11 protein-coding genes are annotated in these 19836 nt (G+C 54.6%); 7 read left to right on the top strand and 4 right to left on the bottom strand.

Annotated elements, in window-relative coordinates:
• Positions 1 to 556: 556 nt before the first annotated feature.
• Complete coding sequence (locus tag KTQ90_RS09755; RefSeq protein ID WP_217318260.1) at positions 557 to 1150, bottom strand: phosphatase PAP2 family protein; 594 nt, start codon at positions 1148 to 1150, stop codon at positions 557 to 559.
• Positions 1151 to 1321: 171 nt separating this feature from the next.
• Here KTQ90_RS09755 and KTQ90_RS09760 point away from each other — a divergent pair, with 171 nt between their 5' ends.
• Positions 1322 to 1702: an L-rhamnose mutarotase gene (locus KTQ90_RS09760; protein ID WP_217318261.1), complete on the top strand. Its 381-nt coding sequence runs from the start codon at positions 1322 to 1324 to the stop codon at positions 1700 to 1702.
• Positions 1703 to 1823: 121 nt separating this feature from the next.
• Entirely contained in the window at positions 1824 to 4709 is a 2886-nt protein-coding gene (locus KTQ90_RS09765; protein ID WP_217318262.1) for a bifunctional fucokinase/fucose-1-phosphate guanylyltransferase, read from the top strand.
• Between the two features lie 255 nt (positions 4710 to 4964).
• Here the strand turns inward: KTQ90_RS09765 and KTQ90_RS09770 are convergent, their stop codons facing one another.
• Complete coding sequence (locus tag KTQ90_RS09770; RefSeq protein WP_217318263.1) at positions 4965 to 9320, bottom strand: choice-of-anchor J domain-containing protein; 4356 nt, start codon at positions 9318 to 9320, stop codon at positions 4965 to 4967.
• A 212-nt stretch (positions 9321 to 9532) separates the two neighbouring features.
• Complete coding sequence (locus KTQ90_RS09775) at positions 9533 to 11737, bottom strand: S9 family peptidase (RefSeq protein ID WP_217318264.1); 2205 nt, start codon at positions 11735 to 11737, stop codon at positions 9533 to 9535.
• 181 nt (positions 11738 to 11918) lie between these two features.
• Between KTQ90_RS09775 and KTQ90_RS09780 the strand changes: the two genes are divergently transcribed.
• The 5 genes from KTQ90_RS09780 to menC all read left to right on the top strand — a co-directional run bounded on the left by KTQ90_RS09780 (position 11919) and on the right by menC (position 17860).
• Positions 11919 to 13997, top strand: a complete 2079-nt coding sequence (locus KTQ90_RS09780) for a M3 family metallopeptidase (RefSeq protein WP_217318265.1) — start codon at positions 11919 to 11921, stop codon at positions 13995 to 13997.
• A 58-nt stretch (positions 13998 to 14055) separates the two neighbouring features.
• Positions 14056 to 14520, top strand: a complete 465-nt coding sequence (locus tag KTQ90_RS09785; RefSeq protein ID WP_217318266.1) for a dCMP deaminase family protein — start codon at positions 14056 to 14058, stop codon at positions 14518 to 14520.
• Positions 14498 to 16132, top strand: a complete 1635-nt coding sequence (locus KTQ90_RS09790; RefSeq protein ID WP_217318267.1) for a S41 family peptidase — start codon at positions 14498 to 14500, stop codon at positions 16130 to 16132. The genes KTQ90_RS09785 and KTQ90_RS09790 overlap by 23 nt, the downstream gene beginning before the upstream one ends.
• Positions 16133 to 16271: 139 nt before the next feature.
• Positions 16272 to 16811, top strand: coding sequence for a 5-formyltetrahydrofolate cyclo-ligase (locus KTQ90_RS09795; protein WP_022158845.1), 540 nt, complete (start codon positions 16272 to 16274; stop codon positions 16809 to 16811).
• Positions 16812 to 16819: 8 nt separating this feature from the next.
• Entirely contained in the window at positions 16820 to 17860 is a 1041-nt protein-coding gene (menC, locus tag KTQ90_RS09800) for an o-succinylbenzoate synthase (protein ID WP_217318268.1), read from the top strand.
• A gap of 261 nt (positions 17861 to 18121) precedes the next feature.
• Here the strand turns inward: menC and KTQ90_RS09805 are convergent, their stop codons facing one another.
• Positions 18122 to 19693, bottom strand: coding sequence for a LamG domain-containing protein (locus KTQ90_RS09805; RefSeq protein ID WP_217318269.1), 1572 nt, complete (start codon positions 19691 to 19693; stop codon positions 18122 to 18124).
• Between the last annotated feature and the right edge of the window lie 143 nt (positions 19694 to 19836).

The following is a 19836-nucleotide window of genomic DNA, read 5'->3' on the forward strand; positions in this document are numbered from 1 at the left end:
TGCAAAGGTATAGCTTTTTTGCAAACCTCCAAAACTTTTGCAGAAAAAAGTTGGGTTTTTAGTTCGATTTTAACAGATGTTTACAATTAAAGCACATAATTGTGGGCGTACACATTATAATATTATAGGCGAGTGAGAGGAAAATAGTAGCGGAAATAAAAGCCTCCGCAGCAGGAAGCAGGAGGATTTGCAGTAGAGGATGTAAAGAAAAACACCCGACTATGCTAAAAATAGAAACTCGACTACTCTAAAATCAGCTGTAGGAGGCTACATTTGCATTGCCAACTGCGCTATTTTATTTGCACTCGACTTGGTGCTGCGGAGGCCAGAGACCTCCGCTACTAAGTTGGATGCGTACGATGTCCAATCGGATTGCGTTCGGAATCCGATCGGACGGCGGACGGAATCCGATTGGATGGCGGACGGAATCTGATCGGATGGCGGACGCCACCAAAGGACAAAAGCTGCGGTTAAGGCATGAAAAAAGGTATGGCGAGCGCCATACCTTACTATGATTGGATAGAATGTTCAAGACATGAGGGGATTGGAGAATGGGCTATATCTTCAGCTTTTCGCATAGGAACTTCAGGAGCGAATAGAAGAGGACGGCGAAGAGCGAGCCGACGCTGGCTCCGCAGAAGAGGTCGCCGAAGTAATGGACGCCGAGATACATTCGCGAATAGCTCACTACGATAGCCCAGGAGAACATCATCACCGTGAACCACTTGTTGCGGAAAACGAGTGACATGAACATAGCGAGAGCAAAGGTGTTGGCTGCATGGCATGAGGGGAATCCGTATCTGCCTCCGCGATATCCGTTGACGACATGCACCAAATGCGACAACGGATTGTTGAGATTGGCAGGACGCAGACGGCACACTTCGGGACGAATGAGAGAGGCGCAAGTCTGGTCGGCTGCGAGTATTATCAATCCGATGGTGATTAGACATAGTGTTGCGCGTTTCCATGAGAAACGACGAAAGAGCATATACGTGAGCACTATGTAGAACGGCACCCATATCCAACGCCCACTGATACACCACATTACGGCATCGAAGAAAGGGCTGTGCGCACCGTTGACGATGAGCAAAAGACGGGCATCGAGATCGGCAAGCCACAAGATAATTTCCTTAAAAAAATTGAACCACATTTTAGTATATTTGTTTTGTCAAACACTTAGCACTAAGAATAGTTTTGCAAAGTTACAATTAAATATGCAAATAACTACTTTCGGAACACAATTTTGCGCATTTTTATTGTTTTGTTCAATTGTTTCAGTAACTTTGTAGGATAAAGACATGTATTCACTAATTGTATCGTTATGACAGAAGGATATAAGAGTAAGGAGTATGGTGTGCCGACAAAGCGTTTCGTGCAGACCATGGACTTGAAGGATGACAGCGAACTGATTCGCAAATACCGCGAGGCTCACGACAGGGAGCATTTTTGGGATGAGATAAAGGAGGGCATCAAGACGGTGGGTATTCTTGAGATGGAGATATACATCTTAGGCAACCGACTGGTAATGATAGTAGATGCGCCGGTAGACTTCGACTGGGATACGGCTATGGAGCGCCTCGCTACCCTACCCCGTCAGGAGGAATGGGAGAAGCATGTAGCTGAGTTCCAGAACTGCTCGGCGGACGCCACAAGCGACGAGAAATGGCAGATGATGGAACGCATGTTCTATCTGTACGAGTAGATGAAAAGAAGGTGAGATGGTGAGGTGGTGAGGTGGTGACATATGCAAATTTCAACATCTCACCATCTCAACACACACATTATTATATATATAAATACTTAACACAAAATACAGACAGCAAATGAAGAAACTTTTATCGTTGCCCCCTAATCTTGTGGGCAGTTTTCACGACATAGCCGAACTGCCGCAGAGCGAGTGGTTCTGTACTAACGACCCTGTAGGCAAGAAACTCGGTTCGGGCGGCGGCACAACATGGCTGCTGCGCGCAGCTTACGAGGACTATAAAGCTCAGAACGCCGACGCTGCGAGCTTCGACGAATGGCTGGCAGCCGACAAGCGACTGCTGCTGCACGCCGGCGGACAGAGCAGACGTCTGCCGTCTTACGCTCCGTCGGGCAAGATACTCACGCCGCTGCCGGTGTTCCGCTGGGAGCGCGGACAGAGTCTGAACCAGAACCTGCTGTCGCTGCAGGTGCCGCTCTACCAGCGCATCATGGACATCGCCCCGCGCGGTCTGAACACGATGATAGTGAGCGGCGACGTGTACATACGCTCTACAGAACCGCTGCAGCCGATACCCGAGGACGCAGACATCGTATGCTACGGCCTGTGGCTTGGCCCCGAGATTGCGAAGGACCACGGCGTGTTCGTAAGCACCCGCGAGAAGCCCACCGAACTGAAGTGCATGCTTCAGAAGCCTTCGGTGGAGACGCTCTCGGCGCTGCTCACCGACCACTTCTACCTCACCGACATCGGCGTATGGATTCTATCCGACCGCGCCGTGAAGGTGCTCATGCAGCGTTCTACAAACGGAACCGACATAGCCAAGGACGAGGTGGTGAACTACGACATGTACGGCGAGTTCGGCTGTGCTCTCGGCTACGAGCCGGGCGTGAAGGACGAGGCTGTGAACGCGCTGAAGACCGTGATACTGCCGCTGCCGGGCGGCGAGTTCTACCATTTCGGTACATCGCACGAGCTGCTCTCGTCGATGCTCGCCATACAGAACATCGTGAACGACCAGCGCGAGATTATGCACCACGACCGCAAGCCCCATCCGTCTATCTTCGTGCAGAACACAGAACTGAAGCCCAAGTGGACACAGCAGAACCGCAACGAGTGGGTGGAGAACGCATACGTAGGCGAGAACTGGACGCTGACGCAAGACAACATCGTGACTGGCGTACCCGAGAACGACTGGACGCTGACGCTCGCCGAGGGTCAGTGCGTAGACGTAGTGCCTGTAGGCACAGACAGCTGGGCTGTGCGTCCGTACGGCTTCAACGACAAGTTCCGCGGCGACCTGGCTGAGGTAGAATACCTCTGCCGTCCATTCGCAGAGTGGGCTGCTGAACGCGGCGTAGACATCGACGCGATAGAAGGTCGCCACGACCTGCAGGCAGCACGCATCTTCCCCGTTGTGGACAACACCGACGACATGGGCATCGTGCTGCGCTGGATGCTCGGCGAGAGCACACTGGCAGAGGGCAAGGCTATATGGGAGAAGGCACAGCGCATGAGCGCCGACGAGATAAGCGCCGAAGCCAACCTGCGCCGTCTTGTGGAGCAACGCACCAAGTTCCGCCTGAAAAACCTGCCGATGATTGCGAAGAACTGGCAGCACAGCGTGTTCTACCAGAGCGACCTGCAGACCGTAGCACGCGAGTACGGCAAGCACAACGTGCCATTGCCCGACGCCCTGCCCGAGCAGGCACCGCTTCTGACGCGCACCTGCGACGCCATGTTCCGCTCAGAAGCCGAGCGTCTGCGTTCAGGAGGCAACGCACAGAGCGCCGATAATGCAAAGAAATTCGAGACAGAAGCGTTCTCACTGCTCCGCGAAGGACTCACCACAGAGGCATTGCGCGTGAAGCAGCGCCCGCACCTGTCGGTATATGCCGACCAGATTGTATGGGGCCGTTCGCCGGTGCGCATCGACATAGCCGGCGGATGGACCGACACACCGCCGTTCTGCCTCATGGAGGGCGGCAACGTGGTGAACCTCGCCATCAACCTGAACGGACAACCGCCTCTGCAGACTTACGTGAAGCCCTGCGCCGAACCGCACATCATACTCAGAAGTATCGACCTCGGTGCTTCAGAGATTATCACCACATACGACGAACTATCGGCATATAACAAGGTCGGCTCGCCGTTCTCAATACCGAAGGCAGCCCTATCGCTCGCCGGATTCCTGCCGCGCTTCTGCAAGGACAGCTACCGCACACTCGAGGAGCAGTTGCGTGCGTTCGGTTGCGGCATCGAGGTGACGCTACTCTCAGCGATACCAGCCGGAAGCGGACTCGGCACCAGCTCGCTGCTCGCGTCGACGGTGCTCGGAGCGCTCAGCGACTTCTGCGGACTCGGCTGGGACAAGACCGAGATTGGCCACCGCACACTCGTTCTCGAACAGCTGCTCACCACCGGCGGCGGCTGGCAAGACCAGTACGGTGGACTTCTGCCTGGCATAAAGCTGCTGCAGACAGAGCGCGGATTCGGTCAGAGTCCGGATGTGCGCTATCTGCCCGGCGATCTCTTCCAGCAGCCCGACTACCGCGAATGCCACCTATTATATTATACAGGCATCACGCGCACGGCAAAGACTATCCTCGCCGAGATTGTGCGCCGCATGTTCCTCAACGAGCACGACGAACTGCTGCAGTTGCGCGAGATGAAGGCGCACGCTCTTGAGATGTTCGACGCAATACAGCGCCTCGACTTCGAGCGCATGGGACGTCTCGTCGGCAAGACATGGCAGCAGAACCAGCTGCTCGACGCCGGCACCAATCCGCCTGCCGTAGAAGCACTCACAAGACTCATAGACGACCTCTGCCTCGGCTACAAACTGCCTGGCGCAGGTGGCGGCGGCTACCTATACATGGTGGCTAAGGACGTGGAAGCGGCTGCACGCATACGCAGCATTCTCAACGAGAACCGACCGAACGACAAGGCACGCTTCGTAGAGATGAGCCTGTGCAAGGACGGATTCCAAGTGAGCAGAAGCTAACCGCTTTAGTTGAAACAAAAAAACACGAGCTGGAAAGATTTTCCAACTCGTGTTTTTTGTTTTTAAGCCTTACTAAGCCTTTCTAAGCCGCTTTGAGCCATTGATGGCTTCAAGCACTTTTTTCAATAAGCCTTTCTAAGCCTCTTTAAGCCTTTCTAAACCGAGGGGAAAGGCAAACTAAGCCGCTTTAAGCCTTTCCAAACCGAAGAAGAAGGCTAACTAAGCCCTCCCCGACGGGGAGGGTTGGGAGGGGCTTTACTTGCGAACCACCTTCTTTCCGTTCACGATGTAGAAGCCGCGAGCGATGCCGTCGAGCGATTTAACGCCCTTAGCGATGCGCTTGCCGTCTACGGTGAAGACGTCGAAGGTGCCATCGATGGCGTTCACTACGCCGTTGATGTCAGTAACGACAGCCGACTTTGTAGCCTCCGACTCGCCGCCAGCATAGAGAGCAGACACAGCGTAAGTGTGCTTGCCGCTCGGAGCCTTATCGGTGATGCGAAGCTCAGCGTTCGGATCGATGCGCTTCAGCAACTTGCCGTCGCGATAAACGTTGTAGCCGAGCACATTGCCGCAGCCAGCGGTGTAGGTGACGTCGTCGATCATGAACATATATGTGTCGGCAGTGTTGTTGTGGATAGCGAAGTAGGTTGCGCCGGCAGGCAAGTCAACCGTATACTCCTTCCACTCGCCGGTAGTAGCCTCAAACTTCTTGCCAGTCGACTTGAAATCGTCGAGAGTGATGCCCGATGTTGAGTAGAGCACCTCGAAGTTCTCAGAGTACTTAGTGCCCTGCGCATTGAAGTTGTTAGCCCAGAAGCTGACAGTCTGCGCCTCGCCACTGAGCGACGGCGAGATGAGCCAGTTGTCGGCAGGGATGAACTGTGAGTTCTCAACGCTGTAGAACGAAGCCAGATAGTGAATGCCAGAGTGAGGCTTCAAGCAAGCGTACTTGTCGAGCAACTCTGTCGGGAGCCATGTGCTCGGCTCAACGATGGTGTAGGCGAAACGCTGGTTCTCGTTAGGATGCGGATAAGTCTTGCTGAACGGACCCTTAGCGATGCCCTTCTCGCCGTAAACGGAAGTCCAGTCGCCGAAGCTGTCCTTGCTCCATGCAGCGTATGCATCGAAGCCGTCAGTGACGCGATCGGATGTCTCGTTCACCTTTGTCCACTCCACAACGACGGTGCTCTCATCAGTAGCGGTAGCCGTCACGGCATCAGGACCGGTGAGAGTAGACGCGTTGAGCACCACCTCTGCAGCGTCCTCATTGTCCTCAGGCGTAGACTCACCCTCTACAACCACCTCAGCCTTCAGCTTCAGCGGCGAAGCATCCATAACAGAAGTGCTGTATGTAAGCACCTCGGTGTGCGAAGCGTAAGAAGCGAGCGACTCCTTAATGGTCTTTGTGTCTACCATCTTGTCGCCAGCATAGAGATTCACGGTGTAGTTGTCTACAGCCACGCTACCCATGTTCGTAACCATAACATGCGCCGTAACCTTGTCGCCCTTGCGCACCTTTGAAGGAACAGAGAGCGTAGCGCGCAGATCCTTAGCCACTACGTCGCGAACGTAAATCTGGTCGAAGTAGACGCTCTCGCCTTCTGCAGCCGAAGTGACGAAAGTGAACATCACGTAAGGCAGAGAAGTATATTCAGCCGGTATTGTTACAGACGTTGTGCGCCAATCCTTGGCAGAATTGTCGAGCTTGCTGTAGTCGACAACGCAGAGCTGCTTCTCAGAGAGGTCGGGCTTGCGTATGTAAACCACCACCTTGCCCTTGGCGTCAGCCAGTGTAGACTTCGTAGAGAACACAAGAGTCGGGTTAGCTGCGCCCTTGAGCGAAATCTTACCCGAACCGAGCAGCGCAGCATCCTTGGCAGAAGCCGATACATAGCCGGCGCAGCCGCCGTCGCCATCAGCAGAGAAGCCCTGCATAAGGTTGAATGTAGACTCCTCGCTACCCTTCTCCTCGATAAACCACATGCTGTTGTCGAGTCTGCCGCCCTTGAAGTGCTCCTCGAACGGCAAGTCGTACGGCTTGCCCACGATGATGCCCGGCGACATTGCGCGCGGACCCTCGCCTACCGAGTTCTCTGCACCGAGAGCGTAGTTGATCATATCCTGGTCGCCATTGTTCACTTCGTAAGAGATTCCAACCTTCGGTTCCTCTACACAATCAATGAGTTCCAAGTCGGCACCAGTGTTGCCCTCGTGAATCTCATAAACGTTATATGACATTTCGCCATCAGGCATATAGCCTCCATGCTGACCAGTTGTGACCGGATCCCATGTAAGGGTTATAACATCGTTGTCTACAGAATACTTGATGTTCTGCACCTTAGCCGGTGTGTCCTCACCGACATAAGCCTCAACAACCTTGCTCTCACGACCAACACCCTCGTCGTTGCTTGCAATGACACTGTAATAGTTGTATCCGTTCTGCGCATAATTGTCGAGATAGTAATACTTCTGACCAGGCTTGATTGCGCCCATCTCCTGAATCACTTCGCCGTCGCGTACGATCTTCACCTCCATGTCAGAGGTGAGCTTAGTTCCGTCGATAGCCTTCGAAGGAGCAGTGAAGTCGATGCGCACCTTGAGCGAGCCGTCGGTAGCTGCAGTTGTAGATATCTCGGTGATAGCATCAGGTGCCTTCAGCGAGTTGCCCACAACAGAGATGTTGTTAAGGATAAGCTGATAGCACCAGTCGGCGCTACTTGTACAGTGGAAACCGATGTACGCCACCTGGTCCTTGTCTACAACAATCTCCTTCTTAACGGTGACATAATCCTGGTTGGTATACTCAGTCTTCGACGCTACCTCGTGTATCATGGCAGCGGCAGTAGGCTCAGCGCCGTACTTCACTTCGAGTTCCTCTGGGTAGCTTGCGCCCTGAGTAGCCACACGATACGTTACGTTATAGAGCACGCCAGCCTTCAGATTGAGACCAGGCAGAATGAGCCAGTCATCGTGGTTGTCTTCTGCATACGAAATCTGAACAGCCGGCTGGTTCGAACCGTCGTTCTCGAGGAACGACCATGTTGTGCCGTCGTTGTTCTCGTCGAGAACAGTGAGGGTGTTCATCGAGTTTGCGTTCTCGAAGTTCTGACAGTAAGGCGGTTCGAGCACATCGCCGAACGATATGCTGTTCGACTTCACCGACTCGCTCTTGCGCTGTCCGCTTATGGCCTGCACGGTGTAGTAATAGCCTGTGAGGTCGCCACCTGGCAGCACGTCGCTTACAGACGTAGCAGCAGTAGCCGTAGCGATAGCCTTATTGTCGGGATAGCGCACTACGTTGTACTTCATATCGCCAACGTATCCGCCATTGATGCCCTTTGTAACAGCCGTCCACGACAAGTTCACCTTACCGGTCTTGATATCAACTGTAGCCTTCACGTTGGTAGGCTTAAGAGGAATGTCGTCGCCGATGAAGCTGTTTATGTAAGCCTTCGGTCCGTTGCCGGCAGCGTTAGAGAAGCATACCGCAACAGAGTGGATGCCGCGCTTCACGGTCAGCGCCTCCTCCACCTTCTGTCCTGCGTTGGCTGTTCCATTCTTTACCTGCTTGCCGTCTACGCTCACCACATAGTTGAGCGAACCCGAGAGGCTGCCGCCTATGTATGTCGTAGAAGGCGCCGTGAAGCACACCTTGCCCGTGAGCGACGCCTTGTCGAACACGAGACTCATGTCTGAAGCGAGCGCCGGAGCCGCATCCTTCACCGTCTCCTTCGGAATGGTGAGCATAGCCACCTGCTCGTTGTGCATGAAGTCGCCAATCTTCGTAGCCTTAGCCGTCGCAAGGTCTACGGTGTAGAGCGACGAGCGGCCCTGCGGGTCGGTACTTGCCCAGTAGAAGATGCCAGTCTCCTGGTCTATCTCTCCACTCTGCACGTTCCAGTCGTTGTTCGCACCGCTCACCTTCACGCCGGTAGATCCGATGAACTTCTCCTTAGCCGTTGTGCTGTTGATGCTGTAGAGGTTGCCGTTCGTGTCGATGCCGTAGAGCACGTTGTCCTTGGTGATGCCGAGCGCCACGTAATAGCGGCTTACAGTGCCGATAGCGGTGCGCGTCTCGTTGGCATAGTCGGCGATACCAAGCTCTGTGCCTTCAGCGTCGCCGGTGAAGAACACACCGTACACTTTGTTGTCTGCCGAAACAGCCGTCTCTGTAGCCCACAGACTGAAGTCGGTGAGGTACGAAACGTTCTCGCACTCGCCCGTCGAAGCGTTGTACAGATAGTGGTACATCACGTTCTGCTCGCGATTGTATCTGATTACGTCGAGGCGGTTGCCCACCATCGCACCACTTGCATTGGCGTACATATTGTCGCCGATGAACAGCTCGTTGATGTCGATTGAGCCTGACGCACCGAATGAATAGAAGCCATACTCGGGCGTGCCGTTGTCCCAACGTGTACTTTTCACCACATTGCCCCACAGCTCTCTGCCGAGAGGAACCTTCTGCGCCTTCAGCATCAGTGTGGAGTTGTGCGGTTTCAGCAGGTGCGGCATACCCTTCGGGCGCGCCTGCTGCGCATTGGTCTGACTGGGCACAAGCGAGAGCGTGGCAAGCGCCGCAGCGGAAAGAAGTTGTTTAAAGTTCATTATTGATAGGTTATTAAAAAAAAAGTAACTTACAAGTAAGTTGAAAAATGAGAGTTGAAAATTGAAAGTTGAGAATTGAGAATTGAGAGTTGAGAGTTGAGAGTTATGATTACCTTTATTGATATACTTTAATAGCATAATATTTAGCAATATTGCATATCATAACTCTCAATTCTAAATTCTAAATTCTAAATTCTCAACTATAATCAGAATTATCGAAGTTCGGTCTGGAAGAACTGCGCCACCTGTCTGAGCAAGTGGTTGCGTGTGTTGCCTCCGTAGATGCTGTGGTTGCGGTTGGTGTAATAGAGTTCGCGGAAGTCTTTGTCAGCCTGTACGAGAGCCTCCGAATACTCGTATGCGTTCTGCGGATGCACGTTGTCGTCGGCTGTACCGTGACAGATGAGCAGAGCGCCGTGCAGCTTAGAGGCACGTTCAATCGGGTTGGTGGCATATCCGTCGGGGTTCTCCTTCGGTGTGCGCATGTAGCGCTCGGTGTAAACCGAGTCGTAGAACTTCCAGTTGGTAGGCGGCGCGATAGCCACACCAGCGCGGAACACGCCGCGACCCTCCGACATACTCATCAGCGTGTTGAATCCGCCGTAGCTCCAGCCCCAGATACCGATGCGGTTCTTGTCTACGTATGGCAGCGTGCCGAGATATATGGCAGCCTCAACCTGGTCTTTCGACTCGAGGTCGCCGATGTTCAGATATGTACACTTCTCGAATTCAGAACCGCGTCCGCCCGTTCCGCGTCCGTCAACGCATACGCAGATGAAGCCCTGCTGAGCCAGGTAAGAGTCGAACGCACCGCCCGAGCCCATCGAGCCTGCGCTCCATTCGTCCTTCACCATCTGGCTGCCCGGTCCGCTGTACTGGTGCATGATGACAGGATAGCGCTTTGACGGGTCGAAGTTCTGCGGCTTCAGAATCCATCCGTTCAGCTTCACGCCTTCCGAAGTGGTGAACTCGAACGGTTCGCGCTTGCAGAATCCGTACTCAGCCGCGAGCTTCTTCAGCGCAGTATTGTCCTGAAGCGTAGAGATTACCTTGCCCTCACGAGTGCGAGTAGTATATATATAAGGTGTGTTGTAGTCGCTCCATGTGTTGATGAAATACTGGTAGTCGCCCGAGAAGAGAGCCGAGTTCCATCCCTTCTGATTGGTGAGACGCTCGGTCTTGCCGTTCTTGTGAGTTACAAACACCTGACGGTCTGTCGCTCCGAGCGCAGCCGCCTGATAGTAGACGTCGCCCGTCTTGGCGTCGTAGCCGTACACCTCGGTGATGTCGTAGTTGCCCTCGCCGATAGTGCGCATCAACTGACCATTCATGTTGTAAACGTAGAGCTTCATGTAGCCCGAGCGGTCGCTCGGCAGAAGTATGTTGTTGCCGATGAACTTCACGCCCTCCATGGCTTCCTCCTTAACATACTTCGGCACCGACTCCTTCACGATGAGCTGCGCAACGGTGCTGCGCGGGTTCACGCCGTAGAGGCAAAGCTCGTCCTGATGACGGTTCATGGTGTATACCACCACACGCGCCGGGTCTACAGTAGCCTTGATGCGCGGCATGTAGCCGTCGGCGTCGAGCGGCACCTCAAGCTTCGAAATCTTGTGCGACTTGATGTCGTAGCTCCAAGCCGACATAAGGCTGTTGTCCTCGCCCGCCTTCGGGTACTTGTACTCGTAGTAGCCGGGGTAGATGTCGTTCTCCATCTTCTCGGGCTTCAAGCCCTTGTACATCTGCAGCGAGTAGGTCTTCACGCGCTGCTCGTCGTAGCGCAGCCAGCAAATCATAGTGCCGTCGGCGTTGAACGTGAGCGCACGGTTGAAGCCGAACTCCTCCTCGTTCACCCAGTCGGGCAAGCCGTTGATCACCTCGTTGCGCTTGCCGTCCTTCGTCACCTGAATCTCGGCGTTGTCGTAGAGCAGCTTCACGAGAAAGATGTTATTGTCGCGCACGAACGCCACCTGCAGTCCGTCGTTCGACCACACAGGCACCTGCTGCTTGTCGCCGTCCGAAAGGCGCGCCAGCTTGTGCGAAGCGATGGTGTAGATATAGTACGTAGCGCGGAACGAGCGGCGGTAGATGCGCTCCGTCTCGGTCTGTATGAGCATACGTGTGCCGTCGGGCGAGAGGATGTATCCGTCGAAGTCCTTTATCTTCTTGCCCATCGTGTTGTCCACGTCGAAGAGCGTAGCAATCTTCTTGCCCGTCTTGAACGAATAGCTATCCACACGCTTGCCGTCGTCGCTGATGCGCGCATAGGTGTCGGTGCCTTCAATGGGGTTGATACCGTTCACGGTCTTCGCCGCAAACTTACCGCTTGTGATGTCCTTTATCGACAGTTTCTCGGCTGCCGACATGCTTGTAACAAACATGACTAATGCTGTAAAAATAAATAGTAATCGTTTCATTATCATTATTTTGATTTTCAATCTACAAATTTACAGCTATTTCTTCACACTATGAAATGAACGCGCGATTTTAATATACACATACGATTATAATATAAGTTAAAAACCACAAGGACGGAACGCATCTGTAATATTTTCTGTAAATTTGCAGTGATATATCACACATTTTTTCGAAATTAGTATGTTGGAGAATAACGCAGCACAAACGGAGCGCAAGAATCCGTTTTTTGAACCTTATAACACCCCGCACGACACAGTTCCGTTCAATCGCATAGAGATAGGCGACTACGAGGAGGCTTTCATCGAAGGCATACGCCGCGACGACGAGGAGATAGAAAAGCTCGTGAACGACCCCGAAACACCTACTTTCGAGAACACCATTGTGCGTGTAGACAACGAGAACGGCGAGAACTACTACGACTTGCTCTCACGCGTGTCTACTGTGTTCTCGTGCATGCTCAGCGCCGAGACTTGCGACGAGCTGGATGCTTTGGCGCAGAAGATGAGTCCGATACTCACAAAGCACGCCAACGACGTGAAGCTTAACAAGCGCCTCTTCGAGCGCATCAAGTACGTATACGAGAACCATCGCGAGCTGACCGCCGAGGAGCAGATGCTGCTCGACAACTGCTACGATGGTTTCGTGCGCAGCGGTGCGCTGCTCGACGACGAGGGAAAGGAGCGCCTGCGCAACCTCACGGAGGAGGCAAGTCTGCTCTCGCTGCAGTTCTCGCAGAACCTGCTGAAGGAGAACAAGGCGTTCACGCTGCACATTACAGACGAAGCACAGCTCGACGGACTGCCCGAAACGGCACGCGAGGCGGCGGCTCTCGCTGCTAAGGAGGCAGAGAAGGATGGCTGGCTCTTCACGCTCGACTATCCGAGCTACTCGCCGTTCATGACCTACTCCACTCAGCGCGAGCTGCGCCGTCAGCTCTACATGGCACGCAACACCGAGGGCACACACGACAACACAGAGAACAACCTCGAGATATGCAAGCGCCTCGTAAACTTGCGCCGCGAGATAGCGCAGCTACTGGGCTACGAGACATACGCCGACTACGTGCTCGTGCATCGCATGGCGTCTAACGCCGAGAACGTGTACAAGCTGCTCAACGACCTCATCGACGCTTACAAGCCTACAGCTCAGGAAGAGGTGAAGGCGCTGGAACGCGAGGCGAAGCAGACCGAGGGCGACGACTTCGTGATGGAGCCATGGGACTTCAGCTTCTACTCGCACAAGCTGCAGATGCGCGAGTACAATCTCGACGCCGAGATGCTACGCCCCTACTTCGAACTGTCGAAGGTTATCGACGGCGTGTTCGGCTTGGCTACGCGTCTCTACGGCATCACGTTCAAGGAGAGCACGGACATTCAGGTGTACCATCCAGACGTGAAGGCTTACGAGGTGTTCGACAAGGACGGTTCGTTCCTCGCCGTGTTCTACGCCGACTTCCATCCGCGCAAGGGCAAGCAGGGCGGAGCCTGGATGACAGAGTTCCAGGGTCAATGGATAGACCGCAAGGGTGTGAACGTTCGTCCGCACGTGAGCGTGGTGATGAACCTCACCAAGCCTACCGACGAGAAGCCGGCGCTGCTCACGCTGGGCGAGGTGGAGACCTTCCTGCACGAGTTCGGTCACTCGCTGCACGGCATGTTTGCCAACACACGCTTCGAGAGTCTGAGCGGCACCAACGTATGGTGGGACTTCGTTGAGCTGCCCTCGCAGTTCATGGAGAACTACTCGGTTGAGAAGGAGTTCCTGCGCACATTCGCCTTCCACTACAAGACGGGCGAGCCGATGCCCGACGACCTCATTGAGCGCATCGTGCGTTCGCGCAACTTCATGGCAGCTTACGCCTGTCTGCGTCAGGTGAGCTTCGGTCTGCTTGATATGGCTTACTACACAAAGAAGGAGGAGTTCACAGCCGACATCATTCCGTTCGAGAAGAAGGCGTGGGAGAAGGCGATGGTGACGAAGCAGTTGCCCGACACGTGCATGACTACTCAGTTCTCGCACATCATGGCTGGCGGATATGCTGCGGGCTACTACAGCTACAAGTGGGCTGAGGTGCTCGACGCCGACGCGTTCAGCGTGTTCAAGAAGAACGGCATCTTCGACCAGAAGACGGCGCAGAGCTTCCGCGACAATATCCTCTCGAAGGGTGGCACCGAGCATCCGATGACGCTCTACAAGCGTTTCCGCGGACAGGAGCCTACCATCGACGCTCTGCTCGAGCGCAACGGAATAAAGAAATAGAGTTTTCGTAGCGGAGGCTTCCACCTTCGCTACGATGAAGAATAAAAACAACAACGATATGCCAACAAACGAAACAAAAGAGAGCAAGCAGCTTAAGCTCGACCTGCGCTATCTGCGCATGGCGCGCATCTGGGCAGAGAACAGCTACTGCCAGCGCCGCAAGGTGGGCGCACTGGTCGTGAAGGAGAAGATGATCATCAGCGACGGCTACAACGGCACACCGAGTGGGTTCGAGAACGTCTGCGAGGACGCTACCGACACCACGAAGCCCTATGTGCTGCACGCCGAGGCGAACGCCATCACCAAACTGGCACGCAGCTCCAACAACAGCGACGGCGCTACGCTCTACGTTACGGCGGCGCCCTGCATCGAGTGCTCGAAGCTCATCATACAGGCTGGCATAAAACGCGTGATATACGCCGAGCAGTACCGTCTGAACGACGGCATCGACCTGCTGCGACGCGCTAACATAGAAGTAATATATCTAAATCCAGACGATTATGAACACAAAGAAGCCGAATAGGTTCATGCCGCTGATAATGGCTCTCTGCGTGATAGCGGGCATACTCATTGGCACGTTCTACGCAAACCATTTCTCTGGCAACCGACTGAATATCATCAACTCGGGTTCGAACCGACTCTCGAACCTGCTGCACATCATCAACGACCAGTATGTAGACAAGGTGGACATCGACTCGCTCGTCGACATCGCCATTCCGCAGATACTTGCCGACCTCGACCCCCACTCTGTCTATATCTCGGCTAAGGATGCGCAGGCTGTGGCCGACGACCTGAAGGGTTCGTTCTCTGGCGTGGGCATCGAGTTCACCATACGCCAGGACACCATCCGCGTGCAGAACGTGGTGAAGAACGGACCGGCTCAGCGCGCTGGCATCATCGCCGGCGACAAGATTGTGAGCGTTGACGGCAAACCGTTCGTGGGCAAGATAGTGACCAACGAGGAGGCTATGCGCCGACTGAAGGGTCCGAAGGACACGAAGGTGAAGCTCGGCGTGGTGCGCTACGGACAGAAAGCTGTGAAATACTTCACCATCACACGTGGCGACATACCGCAGAAGAGCATCACTGCGGCATATATGCTCGACGAGAACACGGGCTACATCAAGGTGAGAAGCTTCGGCGAGACTACTTATCCCGAGATGCTCATCGCGCTGGCTCAGCTCTCGCAGGAAGGCTTCCAGAACTTGGTCATCGACTTGCGCGACAATACGGGCGGATACATGAACTCTGCCGTGCAGATGGCTAACGAGTTCTTGCCGAAGAACAAGCTCATAGTGTATATGGAGGGCCGCAAGTCGCCGCGTCAGGACTTCCGTTCCGACGGTCACGGCTCTTATCAGAAGCTGCCGCTCTGCGTGCTTATCAACGAGGGATCGGCGTCTGCATCCGAGATCTTCGCCGGAGCCATACAGGACAACGACCGCGGCACCATCATCGGTCGCCGTTCGTTCGGCAAGGGTCTTGTTCAGCAGCAGATTGGCTTCCCCGACGGCTCTATGATACGCCTCACCATCGCACGCTACTACACCCCGTCGGGTCGTTGCATACAGAAGCCGTTCACGGCGGGCGACACCAAGGACTACGAGAGCGACATCGTAACGAGATATGAGCACGGCGAGTTCTTCTCGCAGGACAGCATAAAGCATCAGGGTCCGGCTTATCACACCGGCATCGGTCGCACGGTGTACGGCGGTGGCGGCATCACGCCCGACATCTTCGTGCCCGAAGACACGCTCGGCATGACAAGCTACTACAAGCAGGCGGCTATGTCTGGCCTCATCCTGCAGTTCGCCTTCACCTATACCGACAACAACCGTCCGAAGCTGAACACCTTCAGAGACATGATGGCGATGTCGAAGTATCTGGTGCAGCAGAACACGGTGGAGAAATTCGCGACATACGCCGACAAGAACGGACTGAAGCGTCGCAACCTGATGATACGCAAGTCGCACAAGCTGCTCGAGAAGTTCATCAACTCGCGCATCATCTACAACATCATGGACGATGAGGCGTGGACAGCATATCTCAACCTCGACGATCCAACGATTGAGAGGGCGCTCGTCGTATTCAAGAACCATGCTGCGTTCCCGAAGAAACCGGTTATTAAGAAGTAAATTGAGAGTTGAGAGTTGAGAGTTGAGAGTTATGATTACCCAAAAGAGCGAGTTTTTTGCATTATGTTCTAACAATAATTCATATCATAACTCTCAATTCTCGATTCTCAACTCTCAACTAAATCAAACTTTAGCTAATATGAAAAAATCAGAACTCCGCAAAGAGATAAAGAACCGCAAACGACAGTTCACGAGCCAGCAGCTCAGCGAACTGTCGTTTGCTGTAATTATGCGTCTGCTCGCCCACCAGCGACTGAAGGATGCCCGCACCGTAATGCTCTACTACTCGCTGCCCGACGAGGTGTATACACACACGCTGGTCGATGCGCTGCTTGCCAGCGGCAAGCGGGTGCTGCTGCCGCGCGTCACGGGCGAAGGCACTATGGAACTGCGCCTGTACACCGGTCCGCAAAGTCTCGAACAAGGTGCTTACAACATCATGGAACCCGTTGGCGAGGTCTTCACAGACTATGCGCAAATAGACCTCGCCGTGATACCTGGCGTGGCGTTCGACCGCCAACTCAACCGCATGGGACGCGGCAAGGGCTTCTACGACCGACTGCTGCCGCAGCTCGGCGACGCCTACAAGATTGGCATCTGCTTCGACTTCCAACTTGTTGAGAGCATTGAGTGTGAAGAGCACGACATCAGAATGGACGAAGTAATATCAGGAAAATAGAATTAGATATGAGCATAAGACTAAGCATCACCCCACGCACACTCCACTTCAAACAACCTGCCGGAACGTCGCGCGGCGTTTACACCACGCGCCAGTCGTGGTTCGTCACGGCTACCGACGACGCACGTCCCGGTGTGCAGGGCGTGGGCGAATGTGCGCCGCTGCCCGACCTGAGCTGCGACGCTTCGCCCGAATATGAGGAGCGTCTCCATGAGCTTTGCCGCATCGTAGAGCAGCAGGGCGACATCTGCTACGACGCTTTGCGTCCGTATCCATCGGTTCTGTTCGGACTTGAGACGGCGCTGCTTGACCTCGAGCGTGGCGGAACGGGCGTATTGTTCGACAACGGCTTTGCTCGTGGCGAGACAGGCATACCTATCAACGGACTGGTGTGGATGGGCAACTACGAGGAGATGCTGCAGCGCTTGGAGGAGAAGATGCGTGCCGGCTTCAGATGTGTGAAGCTGAAGATTGGCGCCATCGACTTCGACCGCGAACTCGACCTTGTGCGCCATATACGCAGCGCCTTCACGAAAGAGCAGATTGAGCTGCGCGTAGACGCCAACGGCGGCTTCACTGCCGACTGTGCGCTGCAGCGTCTCGAACAGCTTGCGCAGTACGACATCCACTCTATTGAGCAGCCGATTCGCCAGCACCAGTGGGCGGAGATGGCGGCGCTGTGCAAGGCTACGCCGATACCTATCGCGCTCGACGAGGAGCTTATCGGCGTAAACGACCGAGCCGTGAAGGAGCAACTGCTCGACACTATCCGTCCGCAGTACATCATCCTGAAGCCGTCGCTGCACGGCGGAATGCACGGATCGCGCGAATGGATAGCACTCGCTGGCGAACGCGGCATCGGTTCGTGGATAACGAGTGCGCTGGAGAGCAACGTTGGTCTGAACGCAATAGCGCAGTTCGCCGCCGACGTCTACGGCGACGACATAACCATGCCGCAAGGACTGGGCACGGGGTTGCTCTTTACCGACAACATCCCGATGCCGCTCGAGATTCGCGGCGACCGTTTGTGGCGAACCGTCAAGAAATAAGGTTGCTCATCACAAGTAACGGTTTTCCTACTGCAAGTTTACGTAACAACTATGTAGGCGAAAAAATCTGCCATATCTCCCAGCATCGCCGCAACTCTCACGTTATGAGCAAAATAAAGGCTGGAAGATATCCTGCCAAACGGGATATCTTCCAGCCTATCTTCCAGTTTTCATACAGTCATCTTCCAGCCAAGCCCGAAAGATGGCTTTATTTTTTTTAGATTGCTTCATATTTATCGCAGAAAACAGCGTCGAACAACGCTATTTCTTGCGGAAACAATACTGTCTGACTACGGCTCCAGCATCGTCGGCGAGTATTTTTGTGAAACCCGACGCAGGAGTATTGATGGTAAGCGGCTGCGCCTGAGACACCAGTTGCTTGCCGTTCACCGCCACGCTCAACTTATTTCCCTTCACGCTGACGTTCGCCGTAGACCACTCGCCTACTGCCTCGAACTTGTGCCATTTGTTTTCGCCCTCAACACACACGCCACGCTTTGCGTCGAACTTCAGAATCGGCGTCGAGTGCAGACTGAGCGTGAGCAGACCATCCGCACGCCAGTCGAACGCCATGTCGAAGTCGGTCAGCTCGTCGTGCATCACCCAAAAGCCGCGCTTCTCCATGCATGTCTGCTCGGTATGCGAGAGATTTAACGCGCCGTCAGCCCGCCAGTTGTCGATAGCTGCAAGCGCCTGGTCGATATAAGCGTCCACGCCCTGCTCGTCGTAGTGGCGTATGAACGACTGCTTCGCCTTGTAGAGCAAGGCGTTGACAAGTTTTCCGCGGTTCATCTCGGGATGCGTCGCCACGAACTCCGTAACCGCCAGCGCCATTGCGTCGGCATACTGCTCCTTGCCGTAATAGCGCGTGATGTAGACGAACGCCTGCACGGTGTGCGTGTGTCCCATCGCCACCACAATCTGCGTGCGCAGCACATCGTCAGCCGCAAGAGCATCGGCATCGCGCAGCAGCAGGTAGAGTTCTGTGCCGTTCAGCTCGCCCTTCTGCGCAGCATGGTCGGCAAGCACGAGGAAGCGCGCCAACACCGCATTGCGGTCGGCACCCTCACGGCGCGCAGCAAGTCTCAGCAGTTCGGGCAGCGCCTTGCGTGCGCTGTCCATGATGATAAGACTGTCGGCTACGGGCGACGGCTGACGGGCTATGCTCTCCACCTCGCGGCGCAGACTCTCCGTCCAGAGCGGCAGAGCCGTCGGCTTCTGCTTCTGCGCGGGCGCTATGCCTGCAATCGTAGACGACGCCGAAGCAGCCTTTCCGCGACGCGCGCTGATCACGGCGAGCAGCTTTTCCTTCACCGCAGGGTTTGTCTTGGCAGCCTCCGCCAGTCGGTCGTCGATGTCGGGCATAGCCACGAGCATCTGCGCCACGGTCGGAGCGAGCTGGTCTATCTCAAGATACATAGCCACATGCGCCACATCGTTGGGCTTAGCCACAAGAGCCAGCTGCTCGAGCACGTGCTGCTGCACTTCAGGCTCGTAGCTGCGGTCGATAGCCTTCTTCAGTCCCTGTCGCACCACGTCCACATATTTCATGCCCGTGGGCTTAAGGCTGTACGCCACGATGTCGTCGATGAGCTTCAGACAGGCGTGCTGCTGGCGCACGTCATCGGCATCGCCCATTCGGCTGAGCATCTCTATGCTCACATCGGCGTTGTTCGCCAGCGAATCGAGAATGTCTATAGTCGGCGTACGCCCCGTCAGGGCTATCTGCTTCACAGCCTCCGTAGAGTATTTTTCCAAGGCACGACGACTCATCTGCGCCACCGCCACAATGTGGCAGCAGAGCATCATAATCAGGAATAAAGTCTTTTTCATGCTGGAAAGTACATATAAAAAGTGTTTGAGAGAAGAATGAGGAAAGTTTACTGGTTATCAGTTACTTTCCTCATTTTGGTTAAAAGTGGCGAGGACAGACGAAGACAGGAATACGACAAGATGAGACAGAGGAACGTTACCTA

This window comes from Leyella stercorea (assembly GCF_019052365.1).
Lineage (GTDB): Bacteria > Bacteroidota > Bacteroidia > Bacteroidales > Bacteroidaceae > Prevotella.